The following is a 25,087-nucleotide window of genomic DNA, read 5'->3' on the forward strand; positions in this document are numbered from 1 at the left end:
TCTTTCTTATCCAGATAATGAATTAATATCTTTGATATTCTAGACTATCACCACGGTTGACACGCTAAAACTTCGCAGATTTTTTCTAATGTTGACATTCTCCAGCGTAATCCCACCCCTCTCGGAAAGCTCCGTTACGCTCATTTTTCGTTTTGCTAACTTTACACAACTCAGACCGTTAAATCATTTTCCGATTTTATATTAATGGCTTCTTGTAATAGTTTTTGGAGTACAGCAGCAAAAAAGGCAATCACCATAGAGGCGAAAATAATCACCAATCCGATAGGTCTAAAACTTGGAGGGTCGACTCTTTCCGCCATAAGATAGTAGAGTGGCATACCCAGCAGGTACAAGGTACTGATTGTGATGGCAGAGTACTTTATATTCTTTAAAGCCTTTACCGATAATTCCGAGAACGCCTGATTCTTATCAATATAGCTTAAAAGTTTAAAAGCTTGATACAAAGCAAAGTAAAAAGGGATCGCTGCCGCATACATATCTATTAAAACGAGAGATTTCATATAAGCAATATCTGGATATAATTCTCCAGCAAAATTCCCAATCTTAGGCACCAAAAATATGCACAAGGCAAGAACGGGAATTGCTATTAAAATAACTGCTAGCTTTAAAAAGAGTGTCGTAACTTGTTTCATAAAAAGCACCTCACTTGAGTATCTTCAACATAAGTTTAATGGAATCTTTATCGATTTACAATAAATAATTATCCTTTTACGCAAAATCTTTAACAAAAAAATGCTCCCTGACTTAAACTTTTCTTTATCCACTACCTGATCCATCAATATTCCTGTAGAGTATTACATTTATTCTTCAAAAAAAAACAGAGCCCCTCAGTATGATGAGAGGATTCACAAACCAAAACTCATCTTAAGGAGGAAGCTCTACTATGAATGATAAAAGGGCAAAGAAAACGATTTCAACAATTTACCTGAATCACGAATCATCAATTTTTTTCGTTTTACAATATCCGCCTAAACTATCTTCTTTCTGATAAATAACTCCGCTAACGAAAGATTAAGCATCCAGCAAAGCCAAACTGCTATCGTGTATGAAGTGTCGTAAGAAAAGCTAAGTGCATTGTGGGAAATCACGACGATTATATAAATTATCATGTTGGCAAAAGAAAGAAAATAGCTTCTAACCATCCACTTGCTGTGGGCAAGTACTTGTCTCTTCTTAATATACGAATAGCCAAGTAGTGTTGTGGTTATCCATAGAGTGTTTAAAATGAGAAAGCCTACAGTACTTACCCAACCTCCCGTTGCAAAGAATGACACATACAATCCAGGAATGTAATTTAAGGCAATTGATAAAACATAAATACGGCCATTCCACCGATGGAATTTTAAAAACTTGACCCGAATTGACTTAATGATTCCAAGTGGACCGGTTAAAAGCGAGATTATGGCTAACATAATGTGAATACGAATCATAATCACCCACAACAATTCATTTGCCAGTAGCTCGTCTTTTTTTGACAGAAACCCTTGAAAATTGGGATCGACCATAAAGTTTTTCGAAAGAGTATGGAGTACCCACATTAACGGAATAATTAATATGGTGGTCCTTATTACTTTATCTTTCAATGTGTCTTCCTCCTATACCTTAAGCAAACTCTGATTCGTCATAATTAGAACGGCAATTAAAATCGTTAAAAACATCACCCAACTCATCGTTCTTAACTTTGTAAAGTTCTCCGCGAAATGATTACGGGGATGTTCTGCTTTAATAATTCCCTTGAACGTTTGGAGAATCATCCCCATCAGTGCACCTATCAACAAAAGCAGAACAACAGCAATACTCACCCAGAGGATTGAAGGAAACGCTGAATATCCTGTTACCATGCCTCCCCCACTTATCATTAGAAAGATAAGCGCATAGTGACCGGAACGGAGAAAGCTCAAAGCCATTCGAAGAAAACCAATAAACTCATCACCCGTACGAGAAAATATCGTTTTAATCGACCAAGGAAGCACAAGAAAGCTTCCAAGAAATAACGCGCTTGTTACATGAATGAACACCAATAACTGATACATATTTAACTCCTTATCTAGTTAGTAAATATCCTTTTTGACTCTCTATAACACACGGTGACCAACTAGTTTTGATGAAGGCAGCATTCCCGCTTTTGCTTCACCAGACATACTGTCTCCATTGACCGAAACAGCGAATTTCAAATTTAAACGCATTGGCTTTGTTGACAACATCGACCATTTTAATCGATCGCCTTCAATGATAAGATTTTCTAATGTAGTGACATCGTCTCCTTGCTTAGCCGTCCCGTAGAATCGTCCATCCTCAGAAGATAGATTCAAAAGAACTGATAGCTTACCAATTGGTGTTGAAAGAGTCGTGTCCCATTCCCCAACGAAAGTATTATCCGATCCACCTTTCATAGATGGGAGGCGAGGCGAGGCAATTATTACTTCAATTTCTTCTTCTTTTGGTGTATTTCCTACTGCTTTCCACACTGTCCCTCTACGTTCATATTCGAATAATTGTTCAACTGCGTGCGCAATACGAGGACCTAATTCTCGTTCAATCAGATAAAGGGCCACATCAATTCCCGAAGTAACACCACCGCCAGTTACTAAATTTCCGTCATCTACAATTCGTGCATTAATAGGAATTGCATCCGTCGCAGCTAATAATTCCATTCCCATATGATGCGTTACGGCATGGCGACCTACTAATAAACCGTTCATTGCAAGAATGAGAGAACCTCCACAGACTGTGGACACAAGTGTGTCTGAAGTATTCAAAGCATATTTTAACATGTTACTTAATTCCGTCTCCGTCGCTCGCTTTATCTTCGTTGGCACTGAATCGGCTCCACCGCCATAAACTGATCCGGAAGCGCCAGGCACAAGGATGATTCCGCCGCGAGTTACGTCAAGCTTACCGCTCGCTGGAATCAGCAAGTCATTAATACCGCTTTTCACCATACGTTTTCCTTCTGCTGTTACTAGTTCCACTGTTAACTCTTGATTGGTATACATCGCCGCAGCAGTAAAAACTTCATAAGGAGCAATTGCATCTAGTAGATCAAAACCATCAAATAACACAACTTGGATATGCATCAATAAATACCTCGCTTTTCGAATCTTTTCGGACCGAACCGTCCGGTCCAATAAGAATATTCTATCTTAGGAAACATAGTTATGCAACCAGTGGAAATGTGAAAATTTATTGAACGGAAGGTAAAAGTACCTCCTACCTTCCATTCTTGTAATGCTTCAACAATACTTCAACTTGTTCAATACTGTGGAATATGTGATCATTATTGAGTGATAAACGGCTTGCCATCACTGCACCTTCAATTGTTGAAAACAGAAAGGAAGCAAGTGAATAAGAATTAACGTCTTGACGAAATTCTTTACTTCTAATCCCCTCTTCAATGACAGATTGAATAAAAATTAATGTTTGATTATATGCTTCCGAAGCTTTCTCATGAAGCTCCTGGAAACCAAAATCGCTTTCAATGGCTGTATTCAGTAAAGGGCAACCTCCCTCAATAGGCGGATTATGAACAGCATCCTGATAGACATGGCACATAGCAATTAATTTCTCTGTTGCTGTTCCCTTAGACTTGGTAGACTCAAAGAAATGACTCCAAATAATGCCTCCTGCGTAATCAAAAGCAGCAAGAGCGATTTCGTTTTTATTTTCAAACCTTCTGTAGATTGCCCCTTTGGGTAGGCCCGATTCTGTCATAATATCCTGAATAGATGTTTGACTATAACCTTTTTTATTAAACAAAGCCAAGGAGGTCTTAATAATAAGATCCCGTGTCTCATCAATCTTCGTCATTATCTGTTTGCTCCTCTATATAACTGATTTACGTTTATTATATCGATAATCGCCCTAACTATAAAGAAATGTATCAATACATACACTTAGTGGTCGCCCTTGTTCAACATCACAAAGGTTCACTAGAAGGCCCTTTTTCCAGTGTTTCATGAACGGACCTACCCAACATATCGTTGCTGAAAAGTATTTAATATCTCTTATAATAAATATTTTTAAAAGTGTTAAGATGACTAAAAGTGCCAGGGACAAACCTAACATAAAAAATGATTGCCTTACTATTAAGTGGTTTTAAGGCTTGTTAAGTGAAATAGAAGTGAACGAAGCATACATGTAATAAACCTGCTGATCGGTAACATTGTTTCAATATCCCCGATTTTATATGCTTTTTAAACGAAAAAAAGACCAAGCATCGCTTGATCTAAGAACTGTCATGAGGATATTTGTCACTCATTCGAAAACATGTAATCCTTCTTCTTCAATGAAACATTCAATACGAGTCCGAGCCCCATCATCGTAGCCATTACCGAACTGCCTCCATAGCTCATTAACGGAAGCGGAATTCCCGTGATGGGAATCAGTCCGATGACCATTCCAATATTTTGAAAGATGTGAAAGGTCAAGAAGGAGATGACCCCTACACAAATGAAGGATTCGAAAAAAGAGGAATTCAGAGCTGTCGCAACGATTTTATAAATAATGAAGAAATAAAGGGATATCAGCAAACTCGCCCCAATGAACCCAAACTCCTCGGCAACTATCGTAAATATGAAATCGGTATGTGCCTCAGGAATGTAGACATCGCTTTGGTTGAAGCCTTTCCCGTCGGTCATGCCGGAACCGATTGCCAATATCGATTGCTTCAATTGGTATCCGATTCCCTGGCCATGTCCAAAAGGATCGAGCCAAGAATTGATCCTATCCAATTGATAGCCATCCAATAAGCCCAATAATAGGTTAGGATCATACAAAAACGTAATTACTAGGGAACATATAAAAGCGACAACTACCGTAACCACGGATGCGATCATCTTCCAATTGATTCCCGATACGAGGACAATCCCCATGGTGATGACGGCCATTACCAATGAAGTACCAAAGTCGTTTTGCAACAGGGTTAGGCCAATAGGAAGAGCAGCCAGCAACCCCATCTTGTACAATAGCTTAATATCGAATCTTATATCCCCTACTGGAAACTTTTCAATATGTTTAGTCAGGATATGGGACAGCATCAATATTAAAAATATTTTCATGAACTCAGATGGTTGTATTGAACCCAATCCAGGAATTTCGATCCAAGATTTCGCCCCCTTCCTTACCGGGGCAATCGTTTCGGGGCCTAATAAGACGAACAATAGCAGCAAAATGCCGAATGAATATATATATGGGGTCAATTTCATGATAGATTCAAAATCAAAATAAAAAATGATCAGGACCATCACACCACTTATGACAAACCATACGATTTGCTGTTGGAAGTAATCTACATTGAGCTGTGCATATTTTTGCGCGCTGTATAAACTAACGCTGCTGAAAATCATCAATATGACAATTAACAGAGCCAGATTGGAATCAAAATAACTTTTTCGTTTATTCACATAATCACCGAATCTTTTTCAATTTTTTCGTACCTGCTTTTACATAGCGTTCTGATAACTTTAATTATTGGTTATGCCTCTCTTCACCTATCAACTCCCATCCAAAACACTCACCATCTAAATGTTACCATTTTTCCATTCGTTTGTTTCATTTTTTTCTATTTTTTCCACTATTATATTAATCTTGTGAAGGTTTCTTGACCTTGCGGTAGCCGAGATTGCCGAATTCACAAATAAAGTGAGTGATCATTCGTACCGGATGCATTAAAACTTCAGCTTTATTGACCATGCAGTTCTCCTCGTTGGTAGTTATATTTGATTCTTATTATAAATAATGAGAATGGCTATTAGATTTCACAGGTTCTGATGAGAAACAAAGAACATGGCATGACTCCCCTGGAAATGGTAAAAATCATCGAAGGTGTACCTCAAGCAACTTTATATAGACATATACAAGCTATGTTGGATGCTGGAATCATTCGCGTCATTAACGAAAAAAAAGTGAAATCCGTATCCGAAAAATATTACGCTTTAAATGAAATGGAAGCGACAATCAAAGCAGAAGAATGGAAAAAAGCCTCAGCTGCAAAGAAGCGTGATTATGTTTCCCTTTACCAGTTATCAATTTTGACGCAATATCAAAATTATCTAAAGCAAGTGGAAGAACAAAACGGCGAGGAAGATGCTGCAACATTCTCTATGGTGGAATTAAAGCTCGCTGAGGATCACTTTATGCAATTTCAAACTGAATTAAATGAATTGATGACAAAATACTACCATGCCTCTGGAAAAGAAAAAGATGCTCCTGTTCGGACAATTGCCCTTACCATTATCCCAGAAAGTTAATTTCCAATCCATCCAACTTCTTCATGGATGAGTAATAATAGAAAGAAGGCATTGGTACGAGTACCAATGCCTTCTTTGTAAAAAAACCAGCCTTTAGAGCTTCATTCTTTGAAGGCGAAGCGCATTCAGAACGACTGATACGGAACTGAAGGCCATCGCAGCTCCCGCTAACCAAGGGGCAAGCAGCCCAATTGCCGCGATCGGTATTCCGATTACGTTATAGGCAAAGGCCCAGAACAGGTTTTGTTTAATATTCCGCATCGTTTTCCTGCTCATGAGAATTGCATCAGCAATACTGTTTAAATCACCGCGGATCAAGGTGATGTCCGCTGCCTCCATGGCTATGTCGGTGCCGGTTCCGATAGCCATGCCGATATCAGCCAACGCAAGCGCGGGTGCATCATTTATGCCATCACCGACCATCGCGACCTTTTTACCGGAGTCCTGGAGTTTTTTCACCTCTTCCGCCTTCCCTTCTGGAAGGACTTCGGCAATCACTTTGTCGATGCCCACTTGATTGCCGATGGCATTAGCTGTCCTTTGATTATCGCCGGTTATCATGATGACCTCGATATCCATCGCTTTTAACCTGGAAATCGCATCCAGCGAAGTTTCCTTGATCGTATCCGCAACAGCAATGATCCCTGCATAGTTTCCTTCAATGCTAGCGAGCATGGCTGTTTTTCCTTGCGCTTCAAATTCTTCCATCACTGCTTCCGCCGAAGTGATATCCACATTATTTTGCTTCATCAGTTTCCTCGTTCCAACCAATAGCTCATTTTGCTTCACGATCGCTTTCACCCCATAGCCAGGTATCGCTTCAAAATCTTCAACGTCGGAAAGTGCTATCTTTCTTGCTTGAATTCCTTGGACGATTGCTTGGGCAAGTGGATGTTCAGATTGCTTTTCAGCTGAGGCGATAAGAGAGAGGAATTCTTCTTCCTCCATGCCATTCGCGACAATGACATCGGTCAGCATCGGGGTTCCATTCGTTACTGTACCCGTCTTATCCAAAATGACCGTACCGATATGATGCGTCGTTTCCAGATGCTCCCCTGCTTTGAAGAGGATTCCGAATTCTGCAGCCCGCCCCGATCCTGCCATGATGGAAGTTGGCGTTGCCAAACCTAAAGCACAGGGACAGGCTATGACGAGCACCGCAATCATGGCTTCAAAAGCTGGTGTAAAGACGCCAGGATGCACCCAAATGATCCAAACGAGGAAAGTTAAAAGGGCGATTCCGACAACGATAGGAACAAACACTCCGGAAATTTTGTCAGCAAGCCTCTGAATGGGAGCTTTCGAACCTTGAGCATCTTCAACGACTTTAATGATTTGGGAAAGAGCTGTATCCTTGCCTATCTTTGTTGCTTTCATTTTCAGATGACCATTTTTATTCAAAGTAGAACCAATCACGTTAGCACCGATCGTTTTATCGACTGGAATGCTTTCTCCCGTTAACATGGACTCATCGACGGCTGAGTTCCCTTCGACCACTTCCCCATCTACAGGGATTTTTTCACCTGGCTTCACCAAAATGAGATCACCTATGAGTACTTCTTCAAGGGGGATTTCCCGCTCCTCTCCATTCCTTAGCACCAAGGCTGTCTTTGCCTGGAGACCCATCAACTTTTTGATCGCCTCGGAGGAACGTCCTTTTGCTTTTGCTTCGAAAAGCTTCCCTAATAGAATGAGGGTAATCAGAATGGAACTTGTTTCGAAATAAAGCTGTGCCGTATGGTGATGGGAGCCAACCGAAATGATGGCTTGATAGACACTGTAAAAATAAGCAGCCGATGTACCCATTGCGACTAAAACATCCATATTGGCACTTTTATTTTTCAAGGCCTTATACGCCCCTACATAAAACTGCTTTCCTATGATGAATTGCACAGGTGTGGCGAATGCCATTTGCACCCAAGGATTCATGAGGAAATCAGGCATATAGATAAACGAAGTGAGCCTGAAATGACTCACCATCGCCCATAACAACGGAAATGATAAAATGATGGAAAAGATGAATGTATTCTTTTGCTTTTGAATTTCCTTTTGGCGGAAATCAATGGATTCCCTATTATCTTCCTTGATGATCGCTCCATACCCTAGCTTTTCGACTTTTTGTATGATATCAGCCGGAGTGATTTCGGAAGGTGTATATTCGATGGTTGCACTTTCGAGCGCCAGATTCACATTGGCCTTGCTCACGCCGTCCAATTTATTTACCCCTTTTTCAATTCGGGTTGCACAGGCAGCACAAGTCATGCCTGTAATCGTGAATTCCCTTTTCTCTTTTACGACATCGTAGCCAAGATCTTGAATTTTCATTTCAATATCGGAATCACTAACTATTGAAGCGTCGTATTTAATGACTGACTTCTCCAAAGCCAAATTAACGGTAGCTTCTTTGACGCCTTCCAGCCTGTTTAACCCTTTTTCAATTCGGTTAGCACAAGCAGCGCAAGTCATCCCTGAAATTTGCATACTTGATTCTTTTATGGAATCGCCCATGTTATCCTCGCCTTTCCATACCACCATGGGGTATATTATTTTGTAAAAAAGAAGTGCCCTAAAAGCACTCTCATGACTTACTCGACATCATACCCCTGATCATCAATCGTTTCTTTAATTTTTTCGAGTGATACTTTTCCATTCTCGAACGTTACATCCACTTTACCGGATTCCAAGTGCACCTTCACACTTTCCACACCTGCCAGTTTTCCTACATTCCCTTCCACTGCGCTGACACAATGCCCACAAGACATTCCACTAACATTCAATGTTACGTTTTCCATACAAACCAACACTCCTTATTTTTTCATTAATTTTTGTATCGTAACTAGGACTTCATCTATGACCTCTGTATCTCCTTCATTCAGCCGATCCACAACACAATTTTTTAGATGCCCCTCCAACAAAATCTTGGCGACACTATTCATCGCGCTTTGAGTGGCCGCTATCTGAGTTATCACATCATCACAATACGTATCTTTTTCAATCAGACCCTTAATACCGCGAATTTGCCCCTCGATACGATTTAAGCGGGTCGTTAAATTCTTTTTTACTGCATCTGAGTGATGACTTTTACGGCCGTTGGAAGTTGTCGTACAGCATTCTTGTTCATTTAGTGAATCTGGCCCATTTACCAATTCATCCATTGCCCATCCCTCCTCGCACCTTAATATACCATACCCTCCTACCCTATGCAAAGAAAAGGTTTAGTGCTCATCATGATTACTTTTCGCTTTGTTACGTTTTCTATTCAAAAACTTATTTTGGATGGTACAGGCTTAGTTACACCTCGATTTTCAAAATAAGATCATGCTTCGTTTCAAACATACTTTCATGCATGTCAACACTACTCATAATCAGACATTATCTCTTAGTTACCTTCATGATAGAGAACCAGCTTGTTCAACCAACTTCGATAGTTAACTTTCGAATTAAAAACAGACATTTCCTATTTTAATAGAAAATGTCTGCATTGATTATTATTACAATCAAACCTTATTACATGAGGATCAATATACCGGCACTCGATTTTTGCGGTTTTTGGAAAAATTCGAAAGTCAGCCTTCTTCCTGAAAAGTGATTGGTATTCCTTCTATATAAATCACTCGTTCGAAGCGATACGATCCACTCACTTTGCTTGGTTTTAATTTGCCCTTACGCTCTTTGGTGGAGAAGGTTCAGCAAAAGTTTGAAAAAAAAGGTTCCATTCGGGAATGAGCGAAATTCCACTATTTTTTCATTACTACTTCATCAAGAGTCGGCAATGCAGAAATTGCTCCAATTTTCGTACACGTCAAGGCACCAACTTTGTTTGCAAAGCTCACCATATCTTTTTGCTTATTGTAATCATTTAGAAACATGGATAAATTTTCTTCGTTGGAAATCTGGTATAACAATGCTCCGATAAAAGCATCGCCTGCTCCTGTTGAATCAATGGACTTTACAGGGATACTTGAGATGATGGATTGCTCATCGCCATTTGAAACAAACGTTCCATTTTCACCTAATGTTACGGTAATCATCTTTGCACCTAATTGATGCAAGGATAATACCCCAGCTTTTACATCGTTTAGTCCGGATATAAGTTTTAATTCTTCTTCACTGACTTTTACTAGATCGGCCTTGGAGATGGCTCGTTTTGTTAATTCTACGAACTCTTTTTCTCTGCCCTCCCAAAGATTTGCCCTGAAGTTTGGATCAAATGAGAGAAAGATACCTTTCTCTTTTGCGATCTCCATCAGATTAAAATACGTTATGAGTGCTGTACCTCCAAGCATGGCTGTAGCAGATCCAAAATGTAATACTTTTGCGGCCATTACTCTTTCAAGATTCAGCTCATCTATATTTAATTGTTCATCCGCTCCACGGAAAAAGACAAAATCTCTTTCACCATTAGCTTGAAGAGAGACGAACGCCATCGTAGTTTTCACCTGGTCATCTCTTGTAACCAACGCAGTATCAACTTTCACTTCTTTCATCACATCAATAAGGAATGTGCCGAATGGATCACTCCCTACTTTACTTACTAATGCAGCAGTTCCTCCTAACTTTGCAATGGCAGCTGTCACATTCGCTGGAGCACCCCCTGCTCGCTTAACGAAGCTTGAACCGGCCTTTAAGTCCACATCGATATCCATACAAAAGAAATCGATCAATAATTCCCCCACACAAACGACTAAATTCTTTCCGCTCATCTATCCTCACTCCTCCCTTATACTTCTCAAAAATGAATTCAGTCATATTTCCACTGGACTGCATCGATTTTTGCTGTACCTTTTTCTGCAAAAAACTGAATACCCTGGCTTTCCTTTCTTGGAAATAAACGCGATGTAAACACCATTTCCCCATCATTCACAAACACTTCAATCGAAGAGGTATCCATGAAAATGTGAAAACGTATCTTGTTTTTTGAATAATGCTTTTGACGAATGGAACCATAGTCTTGAGCAAACGAGAGACCTGCGTTTGTACGGTCAAGCACTACCTTTTGAGTTTCCGTATTAAGATAAAGTATAGTTTCTTCCCCTTTTCCTACACGCAACCTCAGTCCAGCTCTCTTTGCACTACCCACTTCAATTTCACCTATCATTTCAAAGCAATCACCTGAAAGTTCACCCAAATCGTTTACTTCGTTACCCACATTCATGGCTGCCCGCGCTTCCTTTTTTCGTTTCTCTTTTAATTCACGAACAGGCCGCTGACAAAGAAGACCTTCCTTAATCGAAAGCTCTCTTGGTATGGTCAAACAATGTGCCCATCCTTCTGAATCAGTGGGATACTCTAATTCCGGCAACCCCATCCAACCAACAAGAAGCCGTCTGCCATCAGGAGATAACGTCGTTTGCGGTGCATAGAAATCAAAACCGGCATCGAGTTCCTGAAAATCACCATGGTCGAAATGACCATTTTCAATATTTAAAGGCTTGCCTACCCACACGCCCGAATGATAAATATTGCGGTATGAATCACCTTCAGGCTTCAACCCTTGAGGGGAACATAATAGAATTCCATGATCTTGTAAGGTAAAGTAATCAGGACATTCCCACATATAGCCGAAATCCGTTTCTTTCGTTACAATCTCTCCAAGCAGTGACCAAGCGATCAAATCATGGGATTGATAAAGAAGGATACAGCCTGTTACATTTTCACGTTGTGCTCCTACGACCATATAGAATTTGTCTTCCACCTGCCATACCTTCGGGTCCCTAAAATGCTCGGTATATCCATTTGGCTGTCTCTTAATGATAGGTACATCCCGCTTCGTTATTTTTCCATTCCTGTTCATGATCGCTAAACATTGTGAGGAATGGCGATTCCATTCTTCATCTCGTTTATTTCCCGTATAGAACAAATATAGAGAATTCCCATGCACAAAACCGCTTCCTGAATATATTCCGTGGCTTTCAAATGAATGTTCTGGTTGTAAGGCTACCCCTTTGTTTTCCCACTCGACCAAATTAGCTGATTCTGTATGGAACCAGTGTTTCATCCCATGTACCGCGCCAAAAGGGAACCATTGATAAAATAAGTGGTAACGCCCTTTGAACCAAACAAAACCATTTGGATCGTTCAATAGTCCATACATCGGCTGAATATGATATTTTTGCCGCCACGGACTGGCTGATACGGACCTTTCCAGCTTCAGACGTTCCTCCGCAGTCATACTTTCATACGTACGATAGCGTGCTTCTTGTGTCCATTCCATCGTTATTTACCTCCAAAACCGAAAATTAATAAAAACAAGCTGCTAAAGCAACTCGTTTTTTAGCGATTATTTATTTCATTCTATAAAGATTACAAGCTTTTATTAAATTTTGTTTTAGACAGCAGGATGGTAATCGAAAAGGATGCAATCAGGGAAATACTTACTGCTATTAAAAAGTTTATAACATCACCAGCTTGGACAGTAACAAAGCCAATAATACCAGCCGGTCCGGGGGCTACATTTGTGATATGGGCAAAAGCTGCATAAGCACATCCTAATGCAGAACCTATCATTGCTGCGTAGAAAGGATATTTCAATTTAAGATTCACACCAAACATCGCCGGTTCTGTAATCCCTAACAAAGCTGATATACCTGAAGATACTGCTATGCTTTTCAGTTTTTTATCCTTTGAAAGCAGCATGGCTGCAAATGTTGCTCCTCCTTGAGCGACGTTGTTACTGGCTACAAGGGCAAGCAAGAATGAACCACCTCCTGCAATCAGCTGGATATCAACAGGGAGAAGACTGTGATGCATACCTGTCAATGTTAGCGGTGCCATGATAAATCCAAAAATAGCACCTCCAAACATGCCTAATGTATCATAGATCCAAACCAATCCATCAGCCAATAAGTCTCCTGCCGACCTCATGATTCCGCCTACGACCGTAAAGGTAAGAAAGCTTGTAATAAAAACAGCCAATAAAGGTGTCAATAAGTTATCTAGAGCGGATGGAATGATTTTACGTAAATTCTTCTCGATCCATGCCAAAATGAATGACGCGGCCAGGACCGGGAATACGGTTCCCTGATATCCTACCTTTTCAATGGTTAAGCCAAAAATATTCCAGACCGGTACAGTATTTTTAAGAACCGCCTCACCATATCCATAAGCATTCAACAAATCGGGATGTACCATTATCATCCCAATAACTGCACCTAAATAAGGATTCCCACCAAACATTCTCGTAGCTGAAAAACCGATTAAGATCGGCAGGAAAACAAAAGCAGCATTGGCAAAAATATTGATCATGTTGGCAAAGTCGGTCATCTGCGGATAAATGTCCATTAAGGATTTACCGTCAAAGAATAATCCTTTAGAGGTTAACACATTATTTATCCCCATCAGAAGACCAGCCGCTACAAGGGCAGGGATGATTGGAACGAATATATCTGACAGAAGTTTCACAAGCTTTTGAAGCGGATTCATTTTTTTGTCTGCTTCTTTTTTAACCTCTGCTTTAGTCGATTCGGTAATATTAGCTAATTTAATTAGTGAATTATAAACCTCATTTACTGTTCCGGCACCTATTATAATTTGATATTGGCCAGAATTACTGAATTGGCCTTTTACTAGTTCGACATGTAATAAATCTTCCGAATTTACGACTGATTCGTCTTTTAAAACTAAACGTAGCCGAGTTGCGCAATGTGCCGCGCTCAGTATATTTTCAGAACCGCCGATGATATTCAATATTTGTTGAGCATTTTCTTCTATTTTGTTGTTCACTTTCTTCAAGCCTCCCCTTCACTTATTTGATAGATAATTGCCTCATACGGCCGTAACTTTATATTCTTGATATCTGAACCAGAGTCATTATAATTGCTTATTAATATTTCTACTTCTGAATGGTGAGTAATCGGATAGTAAAACTCTTTTTCATGCTCATAAAAGTTACAAACAATTAAGAGCTTCTTATTCTTTAACATCCGTTCATATGCATAAATACTTTTATCCTCGGAATTAAGAAGCTTGTAAGATCCATACACAAGCGTATTATTGTGCTTCCTCAGTTTAATTAGTTGTTGATAGTGAAAGAAGACGGAATTTGAATCTTGTAAGGCGTTTTCAACATTTATAGAAGTGTAATTAGGATTGACTTTCATCCATGGTTTACCTTCGGAAAAACCTGCATGATTGCCATCAGACCACTGCATCGGGGTCCTGGCATTGTCTCTTGCTTTCATATAAAACGATTTCATTATTTCTTCTTCATCAAAACCTGCAGCCATTCGTTCTTTATATATATTTTGAGTTTCAATGTCAATATAATCTTCAATGGAGGTAAAAGCCGCATTAGTCATGCCAATTTCCTCACCTTGATAAATATACGGAGTACCTTTCATACCGTGTAAAAGCGTTGCCAACATTTTTGCTGACTCTACCCTATATTCACGGTCATTCCCCCATCTGGAGACAATCCGCGGTAAGTCATGATTATTCCAAAATAGGCTATTCCACCCCTCTTGATCAAGAGCATATTGCCATTTACTTAACACGTTTTTTAACTCTACTAATTCCAACTTCCTTAAATCCCATCTTTGTTTCCCTGGTACCTTATCTAATTGCATATGTTCAAATTGAAAGACCATATTTAATTCTTTTCTTTTAGGATCAGAGTATAATTTAGCATTCTCCGTTGTGACTCCCCATGTTTCCCCGACTGTGAGTAAATCATGGTTTCCGAAAGTATTTCTATACATGTCTTGCAAATAATCATGTAATTTGGAACCGTTTTCTTTTATTAGATGATCAGGGTCTTTCCCGATTAAATCAATTACATCCATGCGGAAGCCACTTATGCCTTTATCTATCCAGAAATTCATCATGTCCCATATACTATTTCTCATTTCTGCATTCTCCCAATTCAAATCAGGTTGCTGTTTGCTATAGAAATGTAAATAATACTGGTTTGTATTTTCATCATATTCCCAAGCTGATCCACCAAAATTGGATTTTAGTTCATTTGGCTCCTGACCATTCATCGGATCGCGCCAAATGTAGTAATCTCTATATGGATTATCTTTCGATTTTTTCGCTTCAACGAACCAAGGATGCTGATCTGAAGTGTGGTTCACTACTAGATCCATAATGATTTTTATACCTCTTTTTTCACTTTCCAGTAGCAATTCCTTCATATTTTGCATCGTGCCGAATTCAGATAAAATGCAATAGTAATCACTAATATCGTAACCATTATCTACATTGGGAGATTCATAAACGGGGCTTAGCCAAATAACATCGATCCCCAATTTTTCCAAATAATCTAATTTGAGTATGATCCCTTCTATATCGCCAATTCCGTCACCGTTACTATCATAAAAGCTTCGAGGATAGATTTGATAAATGACACTTTTATGCCACCACTTTTGTTGATTTTCTTTCATTTTTTTCTCCCCTTTGTAATGCGCTTACATTTTAAGTATAATGATTATACATAATTACTTCTTGCACTTTTTTCAAAAGAAATAACACTATTTTCACTTTAGGGGATTTAATATGAAGAAGTCAGCTTTAAAAGAAAACTCTGCTCACGGTACTGCATCATTTCCCTTGCATATATACAGTAAGGTCAGAGAACGGGATTATCATGTAGGCTATCATTGGCATGAGGAATTGGAATTTATCTTTGTTGAGGAAGGTGTTATTGAAGTTACGGTAAATTCGGAAATGGTAGAGGTTGTGAAGGGACAGTTTATTTTCATTAATTCCGGTGACTTGCACCAAATTACGTCAACCGGTCCCTCGATTCATCATGCTATCGTATTTCATCCTCAAATATTGAATTTTGACTATCCGGATACTAGCCAAAATTCCATTATTTCACCTATAACTAAGGGGTATTTACGGTTCCCATCTTCCACTCAAATTGACGGGCCGTTAACGAAATATATCGTTGATAAGTTAATAACCATTATTAAAACTAATCACATTGCAATGGCATTATCTGCATTAAGTATTAAAATCATGTTACTGGAAATTATTTTAGCGCTTTTTGAGCGAAAGCTTTTTTGGGAATTACAAACGAACGTAAAAGAAAAACAGGAAAACATAAAAAAAGTAATCACCTATATCCAAGATAATTACGATAAAAAAATATTGCTTGAAGACTTAGCCTCACTATTAAATATGAATAAAAATTATTTTTCAAAATATTTTCATCAGGCAATCGGTAAAACGCCCATAACATATATAAATGTATATCGATGTGAAAAAGCGGCCGAGTTGCTAAAAAGCAGCGATTTAAAAGTCTTGGATATTTCCTTTATGGTCGGTTTTGAGAATTTCAGTTATTTCATTAGGAGATTTAAAGAGCATAAGCGTTATTCCCCCATTCAATACAGAAAGAAATTTAATATGAGGGGTATTTCAAATTAGCTCAAGATGCAGATGAAGCTTGCCTAATGTTTTAGAAGTTGTCATGATCTAAGCATTGAAGAGCATCATACAGACAAGGCTGGTTACCCAGGCCCGATCTTGAATTGAACCCATATGGGAAATTGGGTTCTTATTCAAGGAAAACAGTTTAGCTACCCTTTCGTGGGTTAGGCAAAATATATTCTAACGAGGTCTATTTATGAATATATATTATTGTGTCTCCGTTCTCGATTTCCGTATTTTGTATATTCTTATTAACGGGTTAATCATCGTAATGAGCTATTTATTAGCCCTATGTAATAATCAGTAAATAGTGTCTTTATCGTTGGGGCAGAAGTTACTATTCAATAAGCGCTAATGATCCTTCTAGTAACGTTTATGATAGTACCCTAGATATTTCACGCAAAGAAATGACCTTCTTTTTCAAGTGATAAATCAATAAAAGAGAACCGATGTCGATCTATCAGTTCTCTAGAAAAAATTCTATATATGAGATGCAATTTTTAAAAAGCAGTCACTACTGAAGCCTTCCAATATGCTTACTTATCCTTATTGTCTTGGTTATTCTTTTCTGAATTTCGTCTCTGATTTGCTTTCGTCTCGGCATTCACATGGTTTGCATCATTTGGGTTATTTTTTTTGGAACCTCTTGCAGCATTGCTCATACTGATTCACCTCCCGCGGCAGCTTATTTACGTATATTAGCATACTCCTGCCTCCAAATTTTATACCCTCACCATCGAGATGTGGCACATCTCTAACTAGCATACAAGGGACGGACAGGTTAGTTCCGGATGAAGTCCCACGCACCAGCATGTCCTCCCCTGGCATTTGAAAAAAGATCAAATAGTAATTTTTTAATGGTCACCCCGCCCCCTTCAGATACCGACAAAAACGCTTTTGATTTTTCGCGTTACAGATTTACCAATCACTACATCCGCTTACACATTAACCATATTTAAGATGCGCTTCACTATCCATCACTTGTAATTGATACTGCCTAATCAATTCTATTAATAACTCACTATATATTTTCTTTCCGGCTTCATTTTCTTTTGTACTATACCCCGCTTCCTGAAGAGCTGTTGCCTGCTCGATATACGTTTTAGAAGAAAATAAGCCATGCTTTTCATATCGGGGATTTTCTGTTAAAAAGACTGAATGATCCTTGAGTGAATCGGAAATCGTATCATACACTCTAAAATCCGCTTGAATTTCCTCATTAAGAAATTCGTTCGTCCTAATATTGGCCGACTCTCCATTCCAGTTATAACTTTTTATCCCGAAGATATTGTTATACTTCACTGACAAATCCGATTTTCCCCAACCTGATTCTAAAATAGCTTGTGCAATTGTAATAGAAGGCAAAATGCCATACTCTTTATAATTTTCTATGGCTCCCTCCTTTAAGCTTGAAATGAAATTCATTTGCACGCTATCTTCTTTTTTGATTGAAAAATCAATCACAGCATCTAAATGCTTCAAATATGCTTTAACTTCTTTTTTTTGTTTTGCATCATAAGCCAGTGCTTCATACACTTCATCCATTTCCTTCAATCGGTATTGGTTCTTCCTCTTCTCCATGAATAGGTTTGTCGTCTTTTCTAATTCGGCCGTTGACATTGCGTCTATTCCATATTCCACACTTGCAATGGCAGCTACCTCTTTCCAATCCACTTGTATTTTCCCGACACTTGTTTCATCTACCACTTTTTGAATTTCCATCATTTTTTCTGTAGAAACCGAGTTTATGTCAAAATGTTTTGTTACTTTCAGAGCTGCTATCAATATTAAAGTAAAAATAATAATTTTCCCTACTCTCGCTCTTCTCACAGTTCCCCCACCCTTTCATTCCTTTATTTCGATCGTCGGATTTAATAAATAAATGACATTTCATTTATGATGTATATAGTACCTCCGATATGTCACAGAATTATGACAAAAAAAAAGCATCACCAATGTTGACGAGCTTTCCACTCCAGGCACTCGCTTTCCGCGGGCGGTCGGGAAGCCTCCTCGGCGCATTACGCCTACGGTGTCTCCCCTAGACGCGCTTTTCCCGCAGGAGTCTCGTACCTTCCGTTCCAATCAACTTTGTTTTACCTTTAGATGGAACACTTTTACCTCGAGTCATTTTTGTTTTAAAATAGGAGGATTAAAACTTGAGGTGATGAGGATGCCTTCTAAACATAATTCTGTTCAGCAAGATCAACTTGAAATGATTACGTTAGATCAATTGGTGCCACCGAACTATTTGGTTGGCAAAATATAGGCTGACATTGACTTCACGTCCGCTATTAACCTACTCAATAACGAATAAAGGTGGCTATCGTGAGTACAAATCGCCCCAACACACCTGTGCAACCTGCTCATCTTTATCACGATGTACAAACAGCAAAATTCATCAAAGACACGGCATATCTGGCAAACACATGTGGAAGGTCTGATCATCTGCGTCATCATCAAGATGTAAAACCTGTCTATGCAAAATTGTCGATGCAGGCGATGCTTACTTTCGCTTCCATGAATGTAAAAAAGATTACCAATTGGACATGGCAAGGTCCAAAACTTTCCTAACAAAGGGGGCTAGTAGAGCCCTGATCTCTAAAATCCAGCGAACATTCGAAGATAATTTAAAAAGGGGTTCGGAATTTTTAATTCCGAACCCCCTCTTGTCTACAAACTGAAGCATCACCAATGTGGTGATGCTTCACTGTGTTTCAAACCAGATCGTAAAGTGAATGTTCTCTCCTTTTAAAGTTGCTTCGTATCTTACATCATTTTTTGCCAATATATTGGCCACTATTGCCAGGCCTAAACCCGTTCCGGAAATTTCTTTATTTCTCGATTCTTCTATAACATAAAAAGAATTCCATATATTTTGTAAATGTTCTTTTTTAACTATCGTTGTTTTATTTATTATTTCGAATTTCAAACTGCCGTCCGGTTCATTGTTCAAAGTTAAGAAAATAAAGACTTCTTCCCCATACTTAATCGCATTGCCAATGAGGTTTTTGAAGACGATATCCATTTGGCTTTTATCTGCCTTCACCATGCAATTCTCGGCTGAAGCCAAGTCCTCGCGCACTTCCATGCCTTTATTACTCAATAAGATTTTATAGTGAACGATTAACTGTTGAAGAAACGCTCTTAAATCAAACGTTTCCTTGCTGATATCCAGTGCCTGCACTTTAGCAAGCAGAATTAAGTGGTCTACCATATCAGAAGTATTCTTCACCTGCTCTAGAATGACATTCGTATATGTACCATCATCTAAGCCATCCTTTATACCAACTGTATAGGCTTGTATTAATGATAAAGGTGTCTTCACCTCATGGGATATGTTAGATACCAAGGAATTCAAATTTTGATTTTTCTGTTCCAATTGCAGATGGGCATTTTTCAAGCGACAGCTCATATCATTGATACTGTGAGATAAATCTTCAATTTCATCACCTGACTTTATATGTACTTGTTTAAAGTCCAAATTGGCAATATCTTTCGCCACGCTTTTCAGCTTTTCCAATGGAGTAATGATTTTTTTGGAATAATAGGCAACCAACAATAAAGTAATGATGGTCCCGAAAGCGATGGAGTAAAAATACAATTGATTGATAATTTTCATGGCATCGGAATTATGGACGATAACTGCCCCGATTAAAACCAGATGTCCCTGCTGCTCATATAATAGTGTAAGCAAACTAGATTTAATTTTCCCTTGGTTATAAAGCTGTCTGACTGGAATGCCCTCGCTTACTTTTTTTAATGTATCCTCGGACATCCAAAACTTGTTCAATGGAATTTTCTCTTTATATAGACTAAATTGCATCTGCTCATTCAAATCATCGATATTCCCTTTGTTTTCGATGACGACAATCGTGACATTGTTAGTATTTTCAGTGGAACTTTTCATTTCCCTTATTTCACTGATACTCATTTCGCTTATTTCATCATAAGTTGATGTAAGTTTTTGTTTCATCTTATATAAATAATAATCAGATAGAAAATAGTTGTTCAATAAATAGGAAGCACCAAAAACGATAACCATTATGATGCTGACCATCGATAGTAGCTTAATGCTTATTTTATTGCTCTTTATCATGAAAGCTATACCCCAATCCCCTATGCGTGAGGATATTATCGGCACCAATCTTGTCGCGCAATCTATTAATGTGAGTGTCGACTGTTCTTTCTTCGCCGATATAGCTCATCCCCCATACCATTGATAACAACGTATCACGAGCCAAAATCTGACCTTTATTTTTATACAAAAATGTCAGCAACTCAAACTCTTTTTTGGAGAGCTTGACCTCTTTACCATTTTTGTATACTTTCATTTTCAGGTAATCCATTTTTAAATCCCTGATTCCGACTGTTTTTTCCAAACCAAGCATTTTTTTAACTCTAATGATCAAAATTCGCGGGTCAAATGGTTTACGTATATACTCATCGGCACCAATATCCAGAGCACGGAATTCATCATCATTGGATGATCTTGCTGTAAGCATCACCACTTTCACCAAGCTCACTTTCTTTATTTCAGAACAGACTTCCATGCCGTTTAATTTTGGCATCATCCAATCCAGTACAACCAAATCGATTTTATGGGAAAAGAAGAGGCTCAGAGCCTCATCGCCATCGTATGCAACATACACATTGAATCCTTCCTTCTCAAAATAAGTCTTCAATATGTCTGTCAATCGTTTTTCATCATCAGCTATCAAAATATTCATTAAAAACTCCCCTTATACCATCAAAAAAGTGAAACCTTATTATTAAGACTTCACTTTTTTTTATGTTTTATTACAAATCGAAGTTAATTTCCCTTTAATTCCTTTTTCAACACATTCCAAATCGGATTATTTACTTCAATTTCTTCTCGGTTTGGCTTTTCTCCATTCTCCAGCGCCTCCCAGTATTTCCAATTTGGCGCCTGATTCCCGAGTTGATAATCCATCCCCTCCCACGTATCTTCGCGGAATGCATAAAAGGCCCAATGCCATCCATATTGGTTGAAAATTGAAATGAGGTCAGCCATATATTTATCTGAGCCTTCCACTAATCGATTTATGCCAAATTCTTCGACGATAATTCGATTTGCTGGTATGTTGTTTTGTTTTGACCATTTCGTTACAGGTTCCAAAAATTCCTCTAATGCATTTTTGTTAAACACTTTCTCCGTTTGCCTTTCTCCAACTACTACAGGCCCAGGATATTTATAGGTAAATCCTTTTCGTTTATTTTGACTTGTCATTTCATATGGCTCATACATATGGAACGCATATAAAACTTTATCGTCCTTAATCGGTTTTAAATATTCAAATGCCCATGGCGTTGCATAAAGACCCGAATTAAGGATTATGGGTGTTTCTTTATCCACCGTTCGAACAGAATCGACGATCGTTTTATACAATTCATTTAAATCGGCTGCTGTATGTTCTACATTGTTATACCACTCCCGATAATCCTCTGTCCAAAAATCACCGAAACCTGTAGCTGTTTCGGGATGTGGTTCATTAATCAGGTTATAGCCTACCACAGCCGGGTGATTCTTCAATCTCTGTGCAAGATCTCTCCAAAATGATGCAGATTGTTCATGATACTTAGTATCTTTCCAAATACGGTCATCATTTTCATAATGATTGAACTGCCTCCAACGGTTGCCCGGAAGACTAAGCACTGTCAGGACAACTTTTGATCCCCGTTCATACGCAGCATCGAGATCTGCCTCCAACTCTGCAAAATCCTCCTCATCGATCCCTTCGTATTCATTTGCACTACCTATCAGAAAATCTCTTTCAGGATGAACATCAGGCTTGTCATTGAACAGGAAGTCACGATCCTTTGCCCATTTATCCGGAGCCAAGCGAATAAATTCTATATTGAACTCCTTCGCCGCTTTGTAGTTTTCGGGTAAAGATGTGGAATTCATAAAATTCGCTCCTCTTTTCTGTTTATCCCAAAACGCCATTTTCCCATTTGATTTGTTAGCAATTAATTGTGGTTGATCTTCTTTCTCCTGGTGCATCGTACTGCAGCCCGAGACGGCTAGTATCATCATTGTCAATATAATGGATAGTAGAATTTTCATGGATTTCATTAGGTTCGCTCCTAAACTTGTTTTTCGAAGTCTTCCACTTCACATCCATTGTAGAAAATGTTTGTTACAGGAATATCACAATCACCCTTGAACCAACAATCATGATTTGACTGGCTTGCAAAGTATATGTAAATAAGCCAATTCTTACGTGTATCATTGCTTTCTCTACTCTAAAAATGCTAGGGCACATTTTGTCATCTATCCTCTGCATTTTTATAGTTTGTTTGTATATAACGTTCATATTCCCAATAATGGTAATCACATTTTTTTGAAACATCGTGATCCCATTTCTTTTTTACTAAGAGAATGATTATCGTATCTATCTGACTTTGATTCGATAGAGTAGAATAATCCAGATTTGACGGGAAGTCATCACAAGAAATAGGATCCCTAGGATTAGTAGTCTGTTGGCTACGTACTCTAAACAATCCCCTTTTTTAACAATAACGCTATAAAGAAGTTATTCTACAAAATCTCCCCATTTATTTTCATGTATGCTACATTTAGGATAAAGTTTTATTCAAAATGGGGTTTATAACCGTGAATTCACAATTGACTGCTTTTATTACTGTAATCTGTACCTCAGGAGTACTTAATTTGTATTTATGCCTATTTGTTTTTTTCAAGCGATATAACTATACCAATATTGCTAATTTTTTTGTTCTTTACTCTGCTTCCATTACGATTTATTGTTTTGCTTCTGCTTTTTGCTTAATGGCGACAACGCTTGAACAAATAAAGTTCTGGACGATCATTGAATATATTGGCATGCCCTTTTCTCCACCTTTAGGTTTAATGTTTATCATGCAGTATCTAGGAATAAAAATCACAAGAAAAATGGGCGTTTTTCTTCTTACTATCCCTTTTATTAGTTTAATAATGGTTGCCACGAATGATTTACATCATTTTCATTATAGAATATTTGAAATTGACCCAGCTTTGGGGGCTCCATATATTCACCAAGAGATAGGAATATGGTATATGATTCATGGTGTTTTCACATTTGCTTGCATGTTTGTAGCTTTTTTACTATTACTCTCTCACTGGAAAGAGACGGCCAAGATTTATCGACTGCAAATATTCTCGTTGATTTGTGGCCAATTTCTCCCTATGCTAACAGCTTTTATATACTTACTTGGATTAACTCCCCCAGGATTCGATCCAGTACCAATGGTTTTATGGATTTCTTCGCTTTTATATTTATGGTCCATTAGCTCATCACGTATGTTTACTCTCATGCCCATCGCAAAAGATACGATTTTCAATAGTATCAATGATGGTGTTATTGTATTGGATGAATCCTATCGTTTAATTGAGTTTAACAAAGCGTGTAAAAGCATGTTTCCAAAATTGAATGAATCCTTGTTTGGTATGGATTTTGCTAAGATCTGGTTCAAACTAACATCAGGAGACTCCTTTCCTTTAAAATTAGGGAATAATGCGTTTACTTGTGAAATAGAATTAGCTATCGATCATTCCAGACATATTTATCAAGTTCGTACTTCTTCATTGCATCATGGTAATATTGAAGGCTCATTGATTATTTTCACGGATATCACGGAGCTTAAAAGACTGCAGATGAAATTAGAGCATCTAGCTTATCATGATGAGCTTACACAAATTTATAATCGTCGAGCATTTTTTGAAAAATGCGAGAAAGTGTTTCCTCCAGCAAATGAGGTTTCCCTGCCATTTACGATCATTTTAATTGATATAGATTATTTTAAAAGAGTGAATGATACTTATGGTCATAATGTTGGTGATCAATTACTAAAGCATGTAGTAAGCGCTTGTCAATTGCAATTGAGTAAAGATATTCTCTTTGCTCGTTATGGCGGGGAAGAGTTTGTGCTTGCACTGAAGGGTACGGTATCAGAAGGCGAAACCTTAGCTAATCAGTTGCGTAGGTTTATAGAGACACAGCCTTTAAGTACTGCTGATGAAGTGATTTCTGTTACAATAAGCTGCGGGGTCTCCGAGGCAACGATCGGGACAGGGGAAACACTACATCAGCTTTTACATAAAGCGGATGAAGCTTTATACTCAGCAAAACGTGCTGGTCGTAATCAAGTACATGTCCATAATAAAAAAGTCTCCACAATTATGGAGAAACCCAGTTAGTTAAATGAGGCTAGGAAAAAACAGCCGCTAATCGTATATGATTAGCGGCTGTTTTTCTATCGGCAAAATAGTGCATTTACACTGAAGAAGTTTACAAGCAATGACAAACAACTAAAATGGTCAGGAAACTCCAATCATTAATTTTTAGTATCGAGGGTGCCCCCCACCATTAGTGGATCATGAATCGGCTGCACTAAGTTAGACAATGATGGCATTTTACCTATAC

The 25,087-nt window shown here is 38.4% G+C and carries 23 protein-coding genes and 1 pseudogene; 4 read left to right on the forward strand and 20 right to left on the reverse strand.

What is annotated here, in order from left to right; genetic code table 11:
* Positions 1 to 47: 47 nt before the first annotated feature.
* The 8 genes and pseudogenes from CVN76_RS32445 to CVN76_RS18325 form a co-directional block, all read right to left on the reverse strand.
* The gene (locus CVN76_RS32445) at positions 48 to 98 is read right to left on the reverse strand and encodes a hypothetical protein (protein WP_442857588.1); all 51 of its coding nucleotides are present in this window, start codon (positions 96 to 98) and stop codon (positions 48 to 50) included.
* Positions 79 to 144, reverse strand: a pseudogene (locus tag CVN76_RS32450) (hypothetical protein); the annotation flags it as partial. The gene CVN76_RS32445 and the pseudogene CVN76_RS32450, both read right to left, overlap by 20 nt.
* A gap of 26 nt (positions 145 to 170) precedes the next feature.
* Complete coding sequence (locus tag CVN76_RS18300) at positions 171 to 653, reverse strand: DUF2975 domain-containing protein (RefSeq protein WP_100532457.1); 483 nt, start codon at positions 651 to 653, stop codon at positions 171 to 173.
* A 336-nt stretch (positions 654 to 989) separates the two neighbouring features.
* Positions 990 to 1,604, reverse strand: coding sequence for a DUF2306 domain-containing protein (locus tag CVN76_RS18305; RefSeq protein WP_232732321.1), 615 nt, complete (start codon positions 1,602 to 1,604; stop codon positions 990 to 992).
* A 12-nt stretch (positions 1,605 to 1,616) separates the two neighbouring features.
* Positions 1,617 to 2,054, reverse strand: coding sequence for a hypothetical protein (locus tag CVN76_RS18310; protein WP_100532458.1), 438 nt, complete (start codon positions 2,052 to 2,054; stop codon positions 1,617 to 1,619).
* Positions 2,055 to 2,096: 42 nt separating this feature from the next.
* Entirely contained in the window at positions 2,097 to 3,098 is a 1,002-nt protein-coding gene (locus CVN76_RS18315; RefSeq protein ID WP_442857586.1) for a DJ-1/PfpI family protein, read from the reverse strand.
* A 133-nt stretch (positions 3,099 to 3,231) separates the two neighbouring features.
* Positions 3,232 to 3,828 (reverse strand): TetR/AcrR family transcriptional regulator, encoded by a 597-nt coding sequence (locus tag CVN76_RS18320; protein WP_100532459.1) that lies wholly within the window; start codon positions 3,826 to 3,828, stop codon positions 3,232 to 3,234.
* A 443-nt stretch (positions 3,829 to 4,271) separates the two neighbouring features.
* Entirely contained in the window at positions 4,272 to 5,423 is a 1,152-nt protein-coding gene (locus CVN76_RS18325; RefSeq protein WP_232732322.1) for an FtsW/RodA/SpoVE family cell cycle protein, read from the reverse strand.
* Between the two features lie 351 nt (positions 5,424 to 5,774).
* Here CVN76_RS18325 and CVN76_RS18330 point away from each other — a divergent pair, with 351 nt between their 5' ends.
* Positions 5,775 to 6,269 (forward strand): helix-turn-helix domain-containing protein, encoded by a 495-nt coding sequence (locus tag CVN76_RS18330; protein WP_332850653.1) that lies wholly within the window; start codon positions 5,775 to 5,777, stop codon positions 6,267 to 6,269.
* A gap of 93 nt (positions 6,270 to 6,362) precedes the next feature.
* On the opposite strand, the gene CVN76_RS18335 is transcribed toward CVN76_RS18330, so the two are convergent.
* The 7 genes from CVN76_RS18335 to CVN76_RS18365 form a co-directional block, all read right to left on the reverse strand.
* The gene (locus tag CVN76_RS18335) at positions 6,363 to 8,777 is read right to left on the reverse strand and encodes a heavy metal translocating P-type ATPase (protein WP_100532461.1); all 2,415 of its coding nucleotides are present in this window, start codon (positions 8,775 to 8,777) and stop codon (positions 6,363 to 6,365) included.
* 77 nt (positions 8,778 to 8,854) lie between these two features.
* Positions 8,855 to 9,061: a copper chaperone CopZ gene (gene copZ / locus CVN76_RS18340; RefSeq protein WP_061141613.1), complete on the reverse strand. Its 207-nt coding sequence runs from the start codon at positions 9,059 to 9,061 to the stop codon at positions 8,855 to 8,857.
* Between the two features lie 15 nt (positions 9,062 to 9,076).
* Positions 9,077 to 9,424, reverse strand: a complete 348-nt coding sequence (locus tag CVN76_RS18345; protein WP_100532462.1) for a metal-sensitive transcriptional regulator — start codon at positions 9,422 to 9,424, stop codon at positions 9,077 to 9,079.
* Between the two features lie 582 nt (positions 9,425 to 10,006).
* The gene (locus CVN76_RS18350) at positions 10,007 to 10,972 is read right to left on the reverse strand and encodes a carbohydrate kinase family protein (protein WP_100532463.1); all 966 of its coding nucleotides are present in this window, start codon (positions 10,970 to 10,972) and stop codon (positions 10,007 to 10,009) included.
* A gap of 38 nt (positions 10,973 to 11,010) precedes the next feature.
* Positions 11,011 to 12,483: a glycoside hydrolase family 32 protein gene (locus CVN76_RS18355; RefSeq protein WP_100532464.1), complete on the reverse strand. Its 1,473-nt coding sequence runs from the start codon at positions 12,481 to 12,483 to the stop codon at positions 11,011 to 11,013.
* An 89-nt stretch (positions 12,484 to 12,572) separates the two neighbouring features.
* Complete coding sequence (locus CVN76_RS18360) at positions 12,573 to 13,991, reverse strand: sucrose-specific PTS transporter subunit IIBC (protein ID WP_100532465.1); 1,419 nt, start codon at positions 13,989 to 13,991, stop codon at positions 12,573 to 12,575.
* A 5-nt stretch (positions 13,992 to 13,996) separates the two neighbouring features.
* Positions 13,997 to 15,649, reverse strand: coding sequence for a glycoside hydrolase family 13 protein (locus tag CVN76_RS18365; RefSeq protein WP_100532466.1), 1,653 nt, complete (start codon positions 15,647 to 15,649; stop codon positions 13,997 to 13,999).
* A 112-nt stretch (positions 15,650 to 15,761) separates the two neighbouring features.
* Here CVN76_RS18365 and CVN76_RS18370 point away from each other — a divergent pair, with 112 nt between their 5' ends.
* Complete coding sequence (locus CVN76_RS18370) at positions 15,762 to 16,640, forward strand: AraC family transcriptional regulator (protein WP_100532467.1); 879 nt, start codon at positions 15,762 to 15,764, stop codon at positions 16,638 to 16,640.
* 539 nt (positions 16,641 to 17,179) lie between these two features.
* Here CVN76_RS18370 and CVN76_RS32140 read toward each other — a convergent pair.
* Positions 17,180 to 17,305: a hypothetical protein gene (locus tag CVN76_RS32140; protein WP_269800049.1), complete on the reverse strand. Its 126-nt coding sequence runs from the start codon at positions 17,303 to 17,305 to the stop codon at positions 17,180 to 17,182.
* A gap of 283 nt (positions 17,306 to 17,588) precedes the next feature.
* A complete protein-coding gene (locus CVN76_RS18375) occupies positions 17,589 to 18,473 on the reverse strand; it encodes a glycoside hydrolase family 73 protein (protein WP_100532468.1) in 885 nt (294 codons plus the stop codon).
* A 498-nt stretch (positions 18,474 to 18,971) separates the two neighbouring features.
* Here CVN76_RS18375 and CVN76_RS18380 point away from each other — a divergent pair, with 498 nt between their 5' ends.
* Positions 18,972 to 19,217, forward strand: a complete 246-nt coding sequence (locus CVN76_RS18380; protein WP_100532469.1) for a hypothetical protein — start codon at positions 18,972 to 18,974, stop codon at positions 19,215 to 19,217.
* 133 nt (positions 19,218 to 19,350) lie between these two features.
* Here the strand turns inward: CVN76_RS18380 and CVN76_RS18385 are convergent, their stop codons facing one another.
* The 3 genes from CVN76_RS18385 to CVN76_RS18395 all read right to left on the reverse strand — a co-directional run bounded on the left by CVN76_RS18385 (position 19,351) and on the right by CVN76_RS18395 (position 22,668).
* Positions 19,351 to 20,742 (reverse strand): sensor histidine kinase, encoded by a 1,392-nt coding sequence (locus CVN76_RS18385; protein WP_100532470.1) that lies wholly within the window; start codon positions 20,740 to 20,742, stop codon positions 19,351 to 19,353.
* Positions 20,726 to 21,373, reverse strand: coding sequence for a response regulator transcription factor (locus CVN76_RS18390; protein WP_100532471.1), 648 nt, complete (start codon positions 21,371 to 21,373; stop codon positions 20,726 to 20,728). Before CVN76_RS18390 ends, CVN76_RS18385 begins: the two co-directional genes overlap by 17 nt.
* Positions 21,374 to 21,456: 83 nt before the next feature.
* On the reverse strand, positions 21,457 to 22,668 hold the full coding sequence (locus CVN76_RS18395) for a glycoside hydrolase family 5 protein (RefSeq protein ID WP_232732340.1): 1,212 nt from the start codon (positions 22,666 to 22,668) through the stop codon (positions 21,457 to 21,459).
* A 612-nt stretch (positions 22,669 to 23,280) separates the two neighbouring features.
* Here CVN76_RS18395 and CVN76_RS18405 point away from each other — a divergent pair.
* Positions 23,281 to 24,861, forward strand: a complete 1,581-nt coding sequence (locus tag CVN76_RS18405; protein ID WP_100532473.1) for a histidine kinase N-terminal 7TM domain-containing diguanylate cyclase — start codon at positions 23,281 to 23,283, stop codon at positions 24,859 to 24,861.
* The last annotated feature ends 226 nt before the right edge of the window (positions 24,862 to 25,087 follow it).

The sequence above is a fragment of the Bacillus sp. mrc49 genome, assembly GCF_002803435.1.